The sequence below is a fragment of the Bacillus sp. FSL K6-1560 genome, assembly GCF_038592935.1.
GTDB lineage: Bacteria > Bacillota > Bacilli > Bacillales > Bacillaceae > Bacillus > Bacillus subtilis.
The window spans coordinates 3,645,962-3,660,585 of sequence record NZ_CP151946.1 but is presented as its reverse complement, the minus strand read 5'-3'; the positions used below and the strand labels follow the sequence as shown (position 1 = coordinate 3,660,585).

13 protein-coding genes and 1 pseudogene are annotated in these 14,624 nt (G+C 38.5%); 7 read left to right on the top strand and 7 right to left on the bottom strand.

The window, feature by feature from the left end:
- Positions 1-581 precede the first annotated feature (581 nt).
- From NYE22_RS19460 to NYE22_RS19450, 3 genes and pseudogenes are all read right to left on the bottom strand, one after another.
- The gene (locus NYE22_RS19460; RefSeq protein ID WP_276354646.1) at positions 582-1,043 is read right to left on the bottom strand and encodes a CarD family transcriptional regulator; all 462 of its coding nucleotides are present in this window, start codon (positions 1,041-1,043) and stop codon (positions 582-584) included.
- 675 nt (positions 1,044-1,718) lie between these two features.
- A pseudogene (locus tag NYE22_RS19455) lies at positions 1,719-1,955 on the bottom strand (DMT family transporter); the annotation flags it as partial.
- 82 nt (positions 1,956-2,037) lie between these two features.
- Positions 2,038-2,919, bottom strand: coding sequence for a helix-turn-helix domain-containing protein (locus tag NYE22_RS19450; protein ID WP_342412076.1), 882 nt, complete (start codon positions 2,917-2,919; stop codon positions 2,038-2,040).
- A gap of 112 nt (positions 2,920-3,031) precedes the next feature.
- On the opposite strand from NYE22_RS19450, the gene NYE22_RS19445 reads away from it, so the two are divergent.
- Positions 3,032-3,991, top strand: coding sequence for a DMT family transporter (locus NYE22_RS19445; protein WP_342412075.1), 960 nt, complete (start codon positions 3,032-3,034; stop codon positions 3,989-3,991).
- A 152-nt stretch (positions 3,992-4,143) separates the two neighbouring features.
- On the opposite strand, the gene NYE22_RS19440 is transcribed toward NYE22_RS19445, so the two are convergent.
- A complete protein-coding gene (locus tag NYE22_RS19440) occupies positions 4,144-5,016 on the bottom strand; it encodes an AraC family transcriptional regulator (RefSeq protein ID WP_342412074.1) in 873 nt (290 codons plus the stop codon).
- A 226-nt stretch (positions 5,017-5,242) separates the two neighbouring features.
- Between NYE22_RS19440 and NYE22_RS19435 the strand changes: the two genes are divergently transcribed.
- The 4 genes from NYE22_RS19435 (at position 5,243) to NYE22_RS19420 (ending at position 9,467) form a co-directional block, all read left to right on the top strand.
- Positions 5,243-6,631, top strand: a complete 1,389-nt coding sequence (locus tag NYE22_RS19435) for a PLP-dependent aminotransferase family protein (protein ID WP_342412073.1) — start codon at positions 5,243-5,245, stop codon at positions 6,629-6,631.
- Between the two features lie 109 nt (positions 6,632-6,740).
- Positions 6,741-8,033: an MFS transporter gene (locus NYE22_RS19430; protein ID WP_124048524.1), complete on the top strand. Its 1,293-nt coding sequence runs from the start codon at positions 6,741-6,743 to the stop codon at positions 8,031-8,033.
- A 230-nt stretch (positions 8,034-8,263) separates the two neighbouring features.
- Positions 8,264-8,638 (top strand): hypothetical protein, encoded by a 375-nt coding sequence (locus NYE22_RS19425; protein ID WP_032727150.1) that lies wholly within the window; start codon positions 8,264-8,266, stop codon positions 8,636-8,638.
- A gap of 235 nt (positions 8,639-8,873) precedes the next feature.
- Complete coding sequence (locus NYE22_RS19420; protein ID WP_069322394.1) at positions 8,874-9,467, top strand: YdeI family protein; 594 nt, start codon at positions 8,874-8,876, stop codon at positions 9,465-9,467.
- 344 nt (positions 9,468-9,811) lie between these two features.
- On the opposite strand, the gene NYE22_RS19415 is transcribed toward NYE22_RS19420, so the two are convergent.
- Both NYE22_RS19415 and NYE22_RS19410 read right to left on the bottom strand, forming a co-directional pair.
- Entirely contained in the window at positions 9,812-10,471 is a 660-nt protein-coding gene (locus NYE22_RS19415; RefSeq protein WP_342412072.1) for a hypothetical protein, read from the bottom strand.
- Between the two features lie 420 nt (positions 10,472-10,891).
- The gene (locus NYE22_RS19410; protein WP_161986434.1) at positions 10,892-11,755 is read right to left on the bottom strand and encodes a DMT family transporter; all 864 of its coding nucleotides are present in this window, start codon (positions 11,753-11,755) and stop codon (positions 10,892-10,894) included.
- A 154-nt stretch (positions 11,756-11,909) separates the two neighbouring features.
- On the opposite strand from NYE22_RS19410, the gene NYE22_RS19405 reads away from it, so the two are divergent.
- Both NYE22_RS19405 and NYE22_RS19400 read left to right on the top strand, forming a co-directional pair.
- On the top strand, positions 11,910-13,301 hold the full coding sequence (locus NYE22_RS19405) for a PLP-dependent aminotransferase family protein (RefSeq protein WP_038827565.1): 1,392 nt from the start codon (positions 11,910-11,912) through the stop codon (positions 13,299-13,301).
- 195 nt (positions 13,302-13,496) lie between these two features.
- Entirely contained in the window at positions 13,497-13,922 is a 426-nt protein-coding gene (locus tag NYE22_RS19400; protein ID WP_121591456.1) for a MaoC family dehydratase, read from the top strand.
- A 52-nt stretch (positions 13,923-13,974) separates the two neighbouring features.
- Here the strand turns inward: NYE22_RS19400 and NYE22_RS19395 are convergent, their stop codons facing one another.
- On the bottom strand, positions 13,975-14,547 hold the full coding sequence (locus NYE22_RS19395) for an alpha/beta hydrolase (RefSeq protein WP_103803545.1): 573 nt from the start codon (positions 14,545-14,547) through the stop codon (positions 13,975-13,977).
- Between the last annotated feature and the right edge of the window lie 77 nt (positions 14,548-14,624).

Sequence of the window (14,624 nt, the reverse complement as noted above, 5' to 3'; positions counted from 1 at the left end):
AAGGTATAGAAAAAGATTTAAAACTTCAAAGGTTTGTTTACAGTATAACATACTGGATTGACAATATGCGGAATGTATATAAAATATTAAATTTTTTGTTGAAATATAGATAACTCTTTTTTTCACTAACCTGTTCGTTCATTTAAGTAAGATTAGATGAATTATAAAAATGGTTTCATCTAGATGTTACCAACTCGCATATCTCTTGTATGAAAAGAAGATAAACAATTATTATTCAATGTCGCAGTGGATATCAGAAATTCTTAAAGATAATTGAGGAGATCGATTGTTTTTTCTCCTGGAATAATCACTTAGAGATACCTAAAACAATGAAAGCCCTACCTCTCTTCCATCCTTACGGCTCCTTGTCCGTGCCAGTGTGAATCAGGATACTAAAAAAAGTGACTATTTTATTGAGTTTTTTGGTAAAACTTCAATCTTCGCAGAAGAAATGTAAATAATAAAAATGGATTAGAATGTAGGAATAACAAAAGAGGTCGTTAATGTTCTAAACATAAGTTGGAGAAGATTTGCTTTTCATCATAATATTCTGAAAAATTTCTTAGGAAGCAATACACTATCTAACCAAAACTTTTTATTTGATTTTCAGTGATTCCTTTAATTACTTCCAGTTCACTAATCAAAAATTCATATGCATTATCCAGCATTTTTTTTTCGCTTGCATTAAGTGCTTTTTCTTTCTTCATACGCATTAAATCACGTACAACTTCAGCGCCTTCTTGTATTTCACCTGTTTTTATTTTGTCCGTGTTTATTTTATACCTTTGCTTCCATGGCAGTAACCTATCTGATTCTCCATGCTGAAAAATGTGCATAATGTGTTTTAATGCAAGTATATCGGTAACTGGTCGTATATTCGAACTCAATATTTTACTCGTTGGAATCATAACTGTCATATTACTGATTGACATTCTTATGACATAATACTGTTGTTTTTCCTCTAAGAATTCTTTTTCTTCTATGGCTTCAATTATACCTGCTCCGTGCATTGGATAAACAATGTTATCGCCAATTTGAAACATATCATCCACCTCCATATATGGTATCCTTCTTAAGATTACCATATATGGAGGTGTAATATCAAAATTTTAATAATAACATGATCGAATTTTTGATGTCAATAACTTTTTTGAAAAAACAGATCAAGCAAAAACAATAGGGAACGTGTCGGATTTCCAATCAAGGAAAAGGTCAATTGATCCGTGTATATCCTAAAACTTCGACTAATTAACATAGATCAGTTTTTCATTGAAAATGGGTTATTCCATTTCCTTTAGGAATTCATGACTTGGCTCAATGACATCACAGAAATGATTTGAGTAGAAATAAGAAGGAACGATATTTGTGAAATGTCAGCTAAAAATATTTAAAGCACATGATTAAGTTCTAATTTCTTTATCGATCGTTCTCAAATTTGATATGGATAACGGCCCACTTACTTAATGATGCATTTTCACTTATCTTGCGAACAGAAAAAGGTTTGTGGATATTGAACATTTTGCCACAGAGATTGGCATTATTATCAGGGAAATTGACAACCTTCAAATGGGTATTGAGGTGAGAAGAAAAATAAAGAAAGGAGAGATTATAAATGAAGACCAGAACATAAAGAAGTGAAGGGGAAAGAACAAGGTTAATTGAAAAGCAAACTATATAAAATAGTTTGCTTTTTTTTGTTATGAATTCACTTCTTTTTCTTACTCTTTAATGACGAATAAAACACCGCTAAGAATTAAAAACGAACCTATCCAAAATGTCCCGCCTATTTGTTCTCCAAGCAGAATCCATCCGAGTAAGGTTCCAACTAGAGGCTGAAAAAAGAAAAAGAGGCCTCCACTTGAAGCATTTAATAATTGTAAGCCACGGTTCCACAATAAAAAAGCACAAGCAGTTGAAACAATTCCCAAATACAAAAGACCACCTAGAATTTTAGGGTCATGCAGTTGTGGCGTAAAATCGTGCTAGGGGAGTATCATTAACAGGGACTCCATTTATTAATAGAATAAACCTTATGAATTAATGTCTCATATGAATTTTTTTGTAGGATAATGGCGTCATATTCATCGCTTGTTGAAATTTACTTATAAAATAACTGGTACTGTTAAATCCAACTTGATAAGACACTTCTGTCACATTGGATTCAGGGTGTTGCAGTAATAATAAGCTTTTTTGAATTCGATAATCCATTACATAACGTAATGGTGTCTTATTCAGCATTCGTTTAAAATAACGGCAGCACTCAGAACGGCTCAGTTGGCCAGCTTTTGCAATGTCCTCTAATGTGATTTTTTCAGCATAATGGAGATGGATCCAGTTTAACATTTGTTTCATTCGATGACTTTTTATCATTTCAGATTGATCGTACTCTAATTGAAAACCATTAACGACCAGGTTTTTCCACATTAACGTTAATTGCATCGTAATGTCAATCTCATAGAGCGATGTCTTTTGTTGAATCAATTGATTTATTTTTTTAACAGCATTTAGAATATTTTTTGCCCACTGTTGATTTCCATCCAAAAATAAATAGGGCAAATTGGTTGAAAACATATAGGGCTGAACATAGCTTGAATACAGTTCCTGAGATAAAACGAAATGGGGTGACACATTTAAGCAAATATACGTACAATCCGAGCCTTCCTTTTCTTCTGCCATGTGCAGGCAGCCGCTATTGATAAATAATCCATCCCCTTCGTGAACCTCTATTTTTTCTTCATTTATTTGAAAGAGAGCTATTCCTTTTAGTATCAAAACAAATTGGATTTCATCATGCCAATGAAGCGGAATATAGCCATTTATATTTTGATTGATCCTTGTCTTGTAACAGGCAACTGGTAATTCTACCGTTCGGTGCTCTGTTAATTCTTTTAAATTTTGATCGATCGCAAAATTCTTCATTCTGACTTCTCACCTCAATATATTTATATTTTTTCATTCAATTTGAGTATTTTTTATCATGTTTTGCATTTATTATAACACTATTATTATATTTATTAGTGAGGAGTCATGTATGATTACTTCCAATAGAAAAATGGGATTGTTCTATGTTATAACAGGGGCGACATGTTGGGGAATTGGAGGCACAGTAGCCAAAAAACTTTTTCAAGAATATCAAATTGATGTCAATTGGCTTGTAACGACACGTTTGCTTACGGCTGGAATGTTACTTTTAATGCTGCAATTGTTCAGAAAGGATCGGTCTCAGGTTATTGAGGTTTGGAAAAACAAAGCGTCGGCTGGCCAGCTTCTTATTTTTGGCTTATTGGGAATGCTAGCTGTGCAGTACACATATATGGCATCCATTCAACATGGGAATGCTGCCGTTGCTACATTATTGCAATATTTATCCCCAGTAATCGTCATTATCTACACGCTTTTGCGAAAACAAACGGTTCTTACCAAACAAGATATCATTACTGTTGTACTTGCTTTAGTGGGTTGCTTTTTTTTGTTAACAAATGGTTCAATGTCTCAACTTTCAGTGCCGGCAGCTGCAGTAGTATGGGGAGTTTTATCAGGATTCGCGGCAGCTTTTTATACTTTGTATGCCGTTGGTTTATTAAATAAATTTGATTCTCTTGTCGTTGTAGGTTGGGCTATGATTATTGGCGGTTTTGCATTGGGTTTTATCCATCCGCCATGGCAACTGGATTTTCAACGATTAACTGCTGAGGCGTATGCATATATTTTATTTGTGATATTATTTGGAACAATGATTGCGTTCTGGTTCTTCATAAAAAGCTTGGAAAGCCTCTCTCCCAAAGAAACAAGCCTACTAGGCAGTCTAGAGCCTCTATCAGCTGTTGTAACAACTGTCGTTTGGTTAAAAGCGCCATTTGGTTCTTTTCAATGGATTGGTGCTATTTGTATTATAGGGATAACTTTAATATTGGCTTTAAATAAAGAGCCTTCTATGGAGAGTGAAAAATCGATATTAAAGATTAGGAATCATGCAAATCGGGATATATAGGGGCTTTTTTTGCTTACATGACCGGTCCGACAATGAAAAACACTGGTGGAGTTTGAGCCCTCTCGGCAGTATCAAAAATACCAAGGGTTTTGACGCCCTTGGTATTTTTTCTTCAAGAACCTTCAATTTTTCTTCTCTGATCGAAAAACGTATTACTTTTTTGTAATTGGTATCCAAATTTCACTTTTAAAAGATGGTGATGTTACATCCTTATGCTCGTTCCACAATATTTCTGGACCTTCTATTTGTTCGTAATTTGACGATGGAAACCATTCGGAATAAATGCGTCCCCATACTTCTTGCAGTGTATCCGGAAATGGCCCGATTGATTCGAATACAGCCCATGTTGAGGCAGGAACTTCAAGCCGTGAGAAGTTATCTGGACACCGTTTCGTTGTGGCTGCGCCAATATAGTGATCGAGCTCTCCGTTTTCCTCTGTCCGACCTTCAGAAAAATTCGTGGATGCACTAATGAGGCCTGATGGTGCTACATTAGATAGCTCTTTTAGTTTATTTATTGCTTTTTCATCTAAACTTTCCCACATAGATGCAATTTCCGGATTAATTCCTTTGAAAATAATAGGAACTCTTTTTTTAATGCCAACGATGCGAAATGCCTCTTTTTCTTCAATACGGTAGTTCATTTCATTTCCTCCTTTAATTGTTAGCTGGAAGGTCATTCGTGGATAAGCTTTAAGGGAATGGCCATTAAGTCTGGCTTTTGATGGGTTTATGCCATGTAAATTTTGGAATGCCCGTGCAAAAGAATCTGGTGAGTTATAACCGTACTTTATTGCAATATCAATCACTTTTACATTGCTGTCTTTCAGTTCAAAAGCTGCAAGAGTAAGACGTCTGCGACGAATATATTCCGATAATGAAATACCTGAAAGGAAGGAAAACATCCTTTTAAAATGATATTCAGAGCAGAAAGCAAGCTTTGCTGCCTCTTGAAAATCAATATCGTTAGTGAGGTTTTCTTCAATATACTTTAACGCCCTATTCATACTTTTAAGCAAATCCATTTATTTGGCCTCCTTTAACCAAAGAATAACAGGAGTGAAATGTATTTATCCGACATTCTGTGCACAGTTTTGCAGGATGACTTATATGAAATAAAGTAAGTGATTCACTTGTATTTGTACAGGTTTTATTGAAGCATGCTGTTCATAAAAAGGCATCAATAAAAGATAATTATAATTGTCTTATAAGCAGCACATTCATATAATTGAGTGAAAAAGGATGCGTATCATGCCTATCAATTCTTTTGAAAACTATCCGATGAGCTGGAAGCCATCGATTGATAAAGCTGAAAAGCCTATTTATAAAGCACTTGCAGGGCAATTGGAACAGGATATTTTAAACGGAGTTTTATTACCTGGAACAAAACTTCCTCCACAGCGAGAATTGGCCGATTATCTAGATTTAAATGTGAGTACGATTTCAAAAGCATTTAAAGTGTGTGAGTTAAAAGGGCTGCTGAGTGCGACTGTAGGGAGCGGCACATTTGTATCGTATGATGCGTTGTCGAATGCGTATTTACTTGAGGATACTAAGCCGACACATTTAATTGAAATGGGAGCAATACTTCCAGATCACGCTTCATATGAGCCCTTGTTACTCCAACTGAAAAACATGGTTCAGGAGGAGGATTATGAAAAATGGTTTAGCTACGGCCGGGCAGGCGAAAGCTTTTGGCAAAAAGATGCAGCTGTAAAGCTCATCCAAAGAGGCGGGTTTGAAACATCCGTTGATCACATTTTATTTGCAAATGGAGGGCAAAATGCGATTGCAGCGACTTTGGCGAGTCTTTGTAAGCCTGGAGATCGCATCGGTGTTGACCATCATACGTACCCTGGATTAAAAACTGTTGCATCATTGCTTAGTGTGCAAATCGTACCGATAAAATCAGAGAACGATGAAATGAGTCCGGAGTCACTTGAATATGCGTGTAAAAATGAAAATATTAAAGGTTTGTATTTAATCCCGGATTATCATAATCCGACGACTTCCTTTATGTCTGTTGAGAATCGAAGAATGGTTGCAGACATTGCAAAGAAATATAATCTGTTTGTTATTGAGGATGCATCGTACCATCTTCTTAGCAAAAAGCCGCTTCCGGCACTCGCCTCATTCGCACCGCAACAGGTTATTCATATTGCAAGTTTATCAAAATCGTTAGCGCCAGGTCTGCGTTTGGCTTATGTAGCAGTGCCGAGACAATATAAGGAGCCAATATCAAAGGCGCTTTATAATTTAAATATAACCGTTTCCCCGCTATTAGCTGAACTTACTGCTCGCACGATTGTATCAAATCAATTTGAAGTCTTAATTGAGAGTCATCGTGAACAAACCATTCGCAGAAATCAAATCGTAAACCGATATGTTGCGGGATATACATGTTTAGGTGTTGAAACAGGCATTTTTCGTTGGTTGATGTTACCCGGTAAAATAACTGGCGCTCAATTTGAAGAGTTGGCTGCTCGACATGGCGTGCAAGTGTATGCGGCTGAACGCTTTGTAGTAGGCAATAGTTGTCCTGAAAGGGCTGTAAGGGTTTCTGTCTGTGCACCAAAAACACTTGAAGAGCTTGAACAAGGATTAATGATCCTGAGACGTTTGCTAGACGATCTTACCTAATATTGTTTGCCATACAATTATGACATTGTATGGCTTTTTTGTGCGTGTTATGATGATCCACATCTAGAGGGAGGTTTATACAAAATTGGCTTTTAGAAAGGAAGGTCAGATGATGTTAGACAAGGACAGCGTAAAAGCAATAGATGTTCAAACTGCTTCATTACAGAGCTACATCAGTTCACCAGAAAAACAAAAATCGTTATACAAGCGTACACTATTCGTTGTGAGTATCTCACAAATTTTTGGCGGTGCTGGGCTGGCGGCAGGAGTGACTGTCGGTGCACTTATTGCACAGCAAATGCTTGGCACTGATGCGTTTGCTGGTCTGCCTTCTGCATTATTTACTTTAGGGTCAGCAGGATCTGCATTAATTGTTGGAAGACTTTCTCAACGTTATGGCCGTCGAACAGGTCTTTCAGCTGGCTTTATGATTGGCGGACTTGGAGCAATAGGCGTTATTATGGCAGCAATCATAAATAGTATTTTCTTGTTATTTATTTCGTTGCTTATTTACGGTGCAGGTACAGCCACTAATTTACAGGCCCGTTATGCAGGTACAGACTTAGCAAATCATAAGCAGCGAGCGACTGCTGTTAGTATAACCATGGTTTTTACTACATTTGGCGCAGTGGCAGGTCCAAGCTTAGTGAATGTGATGGGGGATTTCGCTCTTTCTATTGGAGTTCCATCACTTGCTGGCCCTTTCATTTTAGCCGCAGCAGCATATATGTTAGCAGGTGTGGTCCTTTTCATTATGCTTCGTCCAGATCCATTAGTTATAGCAAGAACAATAGAAGCGGCAAATGAAGAGCCTGGTGATAAAGGACATTTGGCGGCAACTGAGCATACAGAAAACAAAAAAGGGATAATCGTTGGGGCAACGGTTATGGTTCTTACCCAAATAGTAATGGTAGCTATTATGACAATGACACCGGTTCATATGAGACATCATGGGCATGACTTGGGGGCAGTAGGGCTTGTTATTGGTTTTCATATAGGTGCTATGTATCTCCCTTCACTGGTTACAGGTGTTCTTGTAGATAGGTTGGGACGTACCGCAATGGCTATTTCCTCTGGAACAACGTTGCTTTTGGCAGGTGTAATAGCAGCATTTGCTCCGGGAGATTCTATGGTTCTTCTCGTCATTGCTCTTTCTTTACTGGGATTAGGGTGGAATTTTGGTTTGATAAGCGGGACTGCCCTTATTGTAGATTCAACTGATACTGCCACACGAGCTAAAACGCAGGGGACAGTGGATGTTCTGATTGCGTTGTCAGGAGCTGCTGGCGGAGCATTATCGGGAATGATTGTGGCAGGTTCAAGTTACCTCGCATTATCACTTATTGGAGGGATTTTGTCCTTATTACTCATTCCGGTGGTGGTATGGTCTAGGGGCCGCTAAAGGGTAGGATTGTTTAATTTACATTAATTTGTTATATTGTTAGATAAAGTATATTGCAGCATCTAATATTCTAACGAACTATAGTTGCTCCATTAAATCTATTATAAAGATTTGACCAGGATTCCTTATAGCTGTGTCACTCACTGCATATTCTTTAATTGAATCACATAAAATGGTTATCGGATTTGAAAAAGGCAGGATTACTCGCTTTAGGTAAAGGAGTCATAACGTTGTTAAAAAGGTTTTCTCTTGTTTTTGTTACACTAATGATGTCTATCGTTGTTGTTTTAGCGGCTGCTAAAGAGTCGCCTGGAGATCATGTCATCTCATTTGATGAACCTATTATCTTGATGATCTCAATTGGAATTGTTGTATTTTTATTTATCCCTCCATTAGTCATGTCCTTTTTTGGCAATTTGGTTGTAAGAATAATATCTGGTGTATACCAATGTTTTATCGTTTTCACTTTTCTGGGGCTCATTCCAATTGGATTTCTTATTCCCAATGGCTTTTTGACAATTCTAGTTTCTATTGCAGGAACTTTAGTCAGTATAGCTAGTGTTGCCGTAACCTTATGCATTGGCAAGAATAAAAAAGATATATAATCATCGAATTGTTATTTTTTCAGATTGTCAGTGAAATAATTATACAAAAAGAGAAGGCTTGTGGGCCTTCTTTTTTTTTGTTGCATCATCCCTACTTTAAGCTTAATCTATTGAATAATAAGAGAAGGAACCTAGAGAAGAATAAAATAAATACCGAGATGTCAAAAATAAAACTGGACTTCATTATTGTCAATTCACGTAAATGTAAAAAGCTTGGAAAGAGAGGAATTCCTTCATGACAAATAGCAGAACGAATCCGAAGGTTGATGAATTTTTAAGTAAAGCGAAAAAGTGGAAGGAAGAATTTGAGAAGTTGAGAACCATCATTCTTGACTGTGAGCTGACTGAAGATTTTAAGTGGATGCATCCTTGTTACACATACAATAATAAAAATGTCGTTTTAATACATGGGTTTAAAGAATATTGTGCGCTTCTGTTTCACAAAGGTGCCCTATTACAGGATACCGATGGAATTCTCATTCAACAAACGGAGAATGTACAGGCGGCGCGCCAGATTCGGTTTACAAATGTTCAGGAAATAAATGAGCTAGAAAACATTTTGAAAGCCTATATTCACGAAGCCATTGAAGTTGAAAAAGCCGGTTTGAAAGTGGAAGTTAACAAAAATATTGAATTGAACATTCCTGAAGAACTTCAAAAAAAATTCGATGAAATCCCTGCATTGAAAATTGCTTTTGAAGCTTTGACCCCGGGACGGCAAAGAGCGTACACTCTTTATTTTTCTCAAGCCAAACAATCCAAAACCCGAGAATCGAGAGTCGAAAAATATGTGCAAAAAATTCTCGATGGAAAGGGATTAAAGGATTAGGCACGCCAAGGTTCAGGCTAAAGGAATAGCATCATAGCGTAATAAGATCCTTTCTATAGAAGAAAAACAAGCATAGTAAGATGCTTGTTTTTCTTAGGACAACATTCACTTACTGCTGAAATGCTTCTTTTGATTAACATTGTATGCCACTAGACAGCGTTATAAAATATTAATGCAACACCTAGAAATAGCTCAATGGCACGGCTCATCACATTTAGAATGCCTAGGAGAACTAATAGAACCGGAAGATTTTTAGCAAGTTACTACACTCCAAACTTTGTTTTTTGTATTAATATACCTTATTAACCATTGTTTTTAGTCAGGTGCAGACAAACGAATACTGATTAATGAATCATCATGATATCGATGATCCGCTTGATTTTTTCATTGTCACCTGTATCAACATACACTGTTTTTCTGTTTTTTATGATATTCTCAGTCACTTCTCGCATGACGCCTTTTTCTACATCATCAGCGGAATCCCAGCGTAAAGGCACATTATATACATGAATCGTGCCATCCCCATTGCCATGATAAGTGACTGATCCATCCACTAAACGAGAACCTGCTAACTGGGTTACATCTTCTGGATAGCTGGCACTTGTATCATCATTAGGATTAATTGGCTCGCCAGCCGAAATATGTCGAACTTTTAATTCATCTATCTCTTGATTAGGTCCGAGTTGAAGCCAAACTCTGGCATATTCGATTTTTTCCGAAGAGTATGCTGCCAATACATTGTCTTCTTTGCTTTTCTCTTCTGCTGAAGAGGTATCATTTGCAGCTTTTGTTGCGGATTCTTCTGATTCTGTTATTGGCTCCGCTTCATCCTTGCGTATTTTGGTGCTCTCTTCAGGCTCAGTGTGTTTTTCGTCAGATTGTACAGCAGAAGCTTGATTTGAAGGTTGTTGTGCTTCTCCATCCTTACTGTCCGTACATCCAGCAAGCAAAATCATAAGCAGCAGGGCAGTATTGCAATAACATATCTTTCTGCGTTTCTTCATTTTTTCATTCCTCTCTATTAATTCAGGTCAGCTTCATATATAAGTTTATGTATCTAAATATTACCATGGAATAGATAGGATGATATTGAAAACTGTTTAAGAAGAGGAAACGATCTTGAATAGCATCGCGAAAACCTAAGAATTTTAAGAAGTTTTGCCCCTTTTTCTTCAGGTATTGAATGTAAAGTGGGATATAAATGCAAACAAAAACGAAATGCCTTATCCGCCCCGTGTCATGGCAGAAAAAGTGGGAGATTTATTAGAGAGGATTTGATAATGGCGGCAGGTAAATGGGTGTTGACTTATATGTCTAAGCGGGAGACTCAAGTCTGCTCGATCGCGTGCAAAATACCAAGGGCCAGCAACCCTTGGTATTTTTATACTTTCATGCATTTTTGAAGTTTACGATAAAGGTCTGCCTTACTTTGCAAATCGCCGTGCAGCTGCAACGCACATGATAACGGCGATATTTACTGCTACGAGTGCCCAGCCCACTTTCTCGTGCAGAATCACTGAGGCAAGCAGCAGTCCAAAAAAAGGCTGGAGAAGCTGGAGCTGCCCAACCGCCGCAATTCCCCCTTGGGCAAGACCTCGATACCAGAACACAAAGCCGATCAGCATGCTGAATAAGGATACATATGCAAGACTGAGCAGTGCGGGAACGCCGATCGCCGACCATGAGTCCGGCGTAAAAAAGAATAACAATGGCAGCATAAGAGGAAGCGACAGAACGAGTGCCCATGAGATCACCTGCCAATTCCCCAGACGCCGTGAAAGCCTGGCCCCTTCTGCATAACCAAGACCGCATACGACAATAGAAGCCAGCATGTACGCGTCGCCAAGCGGGGATGAACCTCCCCCCTGAATGAGGGCGAAACCTGCTACTAGCAAGCTGCCGGCAGCTGAGAAAATCCAGAAGACGGGCCGAGGGCGTTCACCCCCGCGCAGTACGCCGAAGACCGCCGTTGCGAGTGGAAGAAGTCCAATGAAGACAATGGCGTGTGCGGATGTGACATGCTGAAGCGCTAAAGCTGTCAGCAACGGGAAACCAATCACTACGCCAAACGCTACCACTAATAATGAAATGAGGTCTCTTTTGGCAGGATGCTGCTGCCGGAAGATGAGAAGGAGACCTCCCGCCAGTACACCAGCTATCGCAGCACGGCATACGGTGAGGAACAGCGGATCGAAGTCCGACACAGCCAAACGGGTCGCAGGCAGCGAGCCGCTGAAAATGAGTACGCCTATAAAACCATTTATCCAGCCATTTTTTCGTTTGTTCATTACAATCACTCCACATATCTTTCTTGTTCATTGTCTGTATTTTCTTAACAAAACCAGCAGCTAAGGATTACAATGACTATAAACTGGAATTGGCCTTTTTTAAACGGCCAGTTTTCATAAAAAAATGCATACCAGTTAGGAGAAAAACGTGCAAATGGATATCACGCCTTTTTTGAATAGAAATCTGGATAGTCCGCTTTATCAGCAGCTTTATCGGTATTTTAAAGAAAATATGCATCGGGGACGTATTCAAAAAGGAATGAAGCTTCCTTCAAAAAGACTCTTGGCGAATCAGCTTTCCATCAGCCAAACGACTGTAGAACGTGCCTATGAACAGCTCGCTGCTGAGGGCTATATTGTGAGCAAGCCAAGAAGCGGGTGGTTTGCTGATTATCATGATTCTGATTTTGCTTATGATAGAATGCCAAGCACAACACCCATTCAACAAGAAGCAGAAGAAAATAAACAATCGATTGATTTTCATTATGGGAATGTAGATTCTTCTTACTTCCCTTTTTCCGCATGGCGAAAAAGCATGGTCAATAGCTTAGACCAATATGGACACGAGCTTTATCGGCCGGGACATGTTTTAGGAGAGTTTGAGCTGAGAACACTCATTGCAGAGTACCTGTATCAATCTCGGGGTGTTCATTGCGGCCCTGAACAAGTGATTATAGGTGCCGGGAACCCTATTCTGCTGCAAATCTTGTGCCAAGTTTTTGAGCCGAATATTTCTATAGGGTATGAGGATCCTGGTTATCCAAGAGCACGCAAAATTTTTGAAGCCAATCGCATGAATATTGTTCCGATACCAGTCGATGATGAAGGAATCTGTATACAGAAGATCAAAGAACAGCAGCCAAACCTTGTATATGTCACACCTTCCCATCAATTTACGCTGGGAACCATAATGACAATAAACAGAAGAATTCAGCTGCTCAAATGGGCGGCCGAACATCAATCCTTTATCATAGAGGATGATTATGACGGGGAATTTAGGTACACAGGACAGCCGGTTCCTTCTCTGCAAGGGCTTGATCAGCATAACCGTGTCATTTATATGGGCACTTTTTCTAAGTCTCTTTTGCCCTCGCTGCGTATCAGCTATATGATTCTTCCTTCGCCTCTTTTAAAAAAGGGGCATGAAATCACGTCCTTATATAAGCAAACAGTGTCCTGCCACAGTCAGCTAACCCTAGCTGAATTTATAAAAAATGGAGAGTGGCAAAAACACATCAACAGAATGAGAAAACTTTACCGCAAAAAAAGAGCCATTGTATTAGAGGCAGTGCAAAGGGAATTAGGAGAGCATGTCAGAATTCGCGGAGAAAACTCTGGGCTTCGTATCTTACTTGACGTTTATTTGCCATTTGGTGAAAAAGAGTTAATTGAGAAGGCGAAAAAACATGGAGTAAAAATTTATCCTGTTTCTCTTTCTTATCAACATCATCCTCCCACAAAAACGGTCTCGCTCGGGTTTGCAGGGGTTTCTGAATCCGACATAAGAGAAGGCATAAAAAAACTGAAGGCTGCCTGGAAGATATGAGGGAGCTTTCAGTTTAGCAAGACGGCCAAGTGACGACTAAGTGTTGAGAGCTGTTCAATATTTTTTAAGTATATGATGTGAGTGCCAGCAGTCCAGCCCACGATATGTCTGTTTAGCGAAAAACAGAATTTTTTATTTGCTCATCACAGTGCTAAAATAAACAAAATAGACAATTGAAAAAATAGAGGTGTAAGAATGAAGTTAGATGAGTTTACAATTGGCCAGGTCTTCAAAACGAAATCATTAAAAGTATCAAAAGATGATATTATGCGGTTTGCGGGTGAATTTGACCCTCAGTATATGCATGTAGATGAAGAAAAAGCGAGTAAAGGCAGATTTAATGGAATTATCGCTTCCGGCATACAAACACTGGCCATATCTTTTAAACTTTGGATTGAAGAAGGTTTCTATGGAGACGATATTATAGCCGGAACAGAGATGAATCATATGACATTCATAAAACCTGTATATCCGGATGATGAATTGTTTACAATTGTTAAGGTTCTTGATAAGCAGCCAAAGAGAAATGAATTGGGAATACTCACAGTATTGCTATCTACTTATAATCAAAAAGAAGTAAAAGTGTTTGAAGGTGAGTTATCTGTATTGATCAAACGATAACTCAGAAAGCCCGCTTTTCGCGGGCTCGATTGAAGCAGATGGGTGAAAGATGTTAGCGAGTTTCCTTTGAAAAATAAGAGGTTAAAACATCATAAACAATAGGCAAAGAAGTAAATCCCTCATCTTCTAGAAAATGACCTCCGTGCTGAACTTCATATAACGCAGCATCAATTTGTTGTGCCAGATCCTTGCTGAATGAAAAAGGCACAATTTGGTCGTCCTTAGAAGCAATGACAGCACGGTGCTTCGCGGACTCAATGATTGTTTGATGATCAAACGATGCCTGTGTAAATTCATCTAGCATCTTTAAAGTGGGCAATGATTTGGCAAAGCCGGAAACAAGTATGATTCCGCCAAGCTGTTTTCGTAATTGAAGATGTTCCAAAAATCTCAAAATGGCGGGGCAACCTAAGCTGTGCGCAACCAAATACGTATTTTCATGTAAAGTGTGCTGATATAAAGAGAGTGTATCCAGCCAATCCTCAAGTCTTGGCTGGAGCGGATTAGGCATGTTTAAAATGTCTGCTTGGACCCCATCTGCGAGCAGGCGTTTTTTCAGCCAAGGGAACCAATGATTTGTTGAGGAGGCTCCGTAGCCATGAATGATATAGACCTGTTTTGTCATTATTTCCTCCTAAGAAATATTTTCATTCAGTATAAAATTCCTCTCATTGGGAAACAAGTACGCACTTTTTTGTAAGT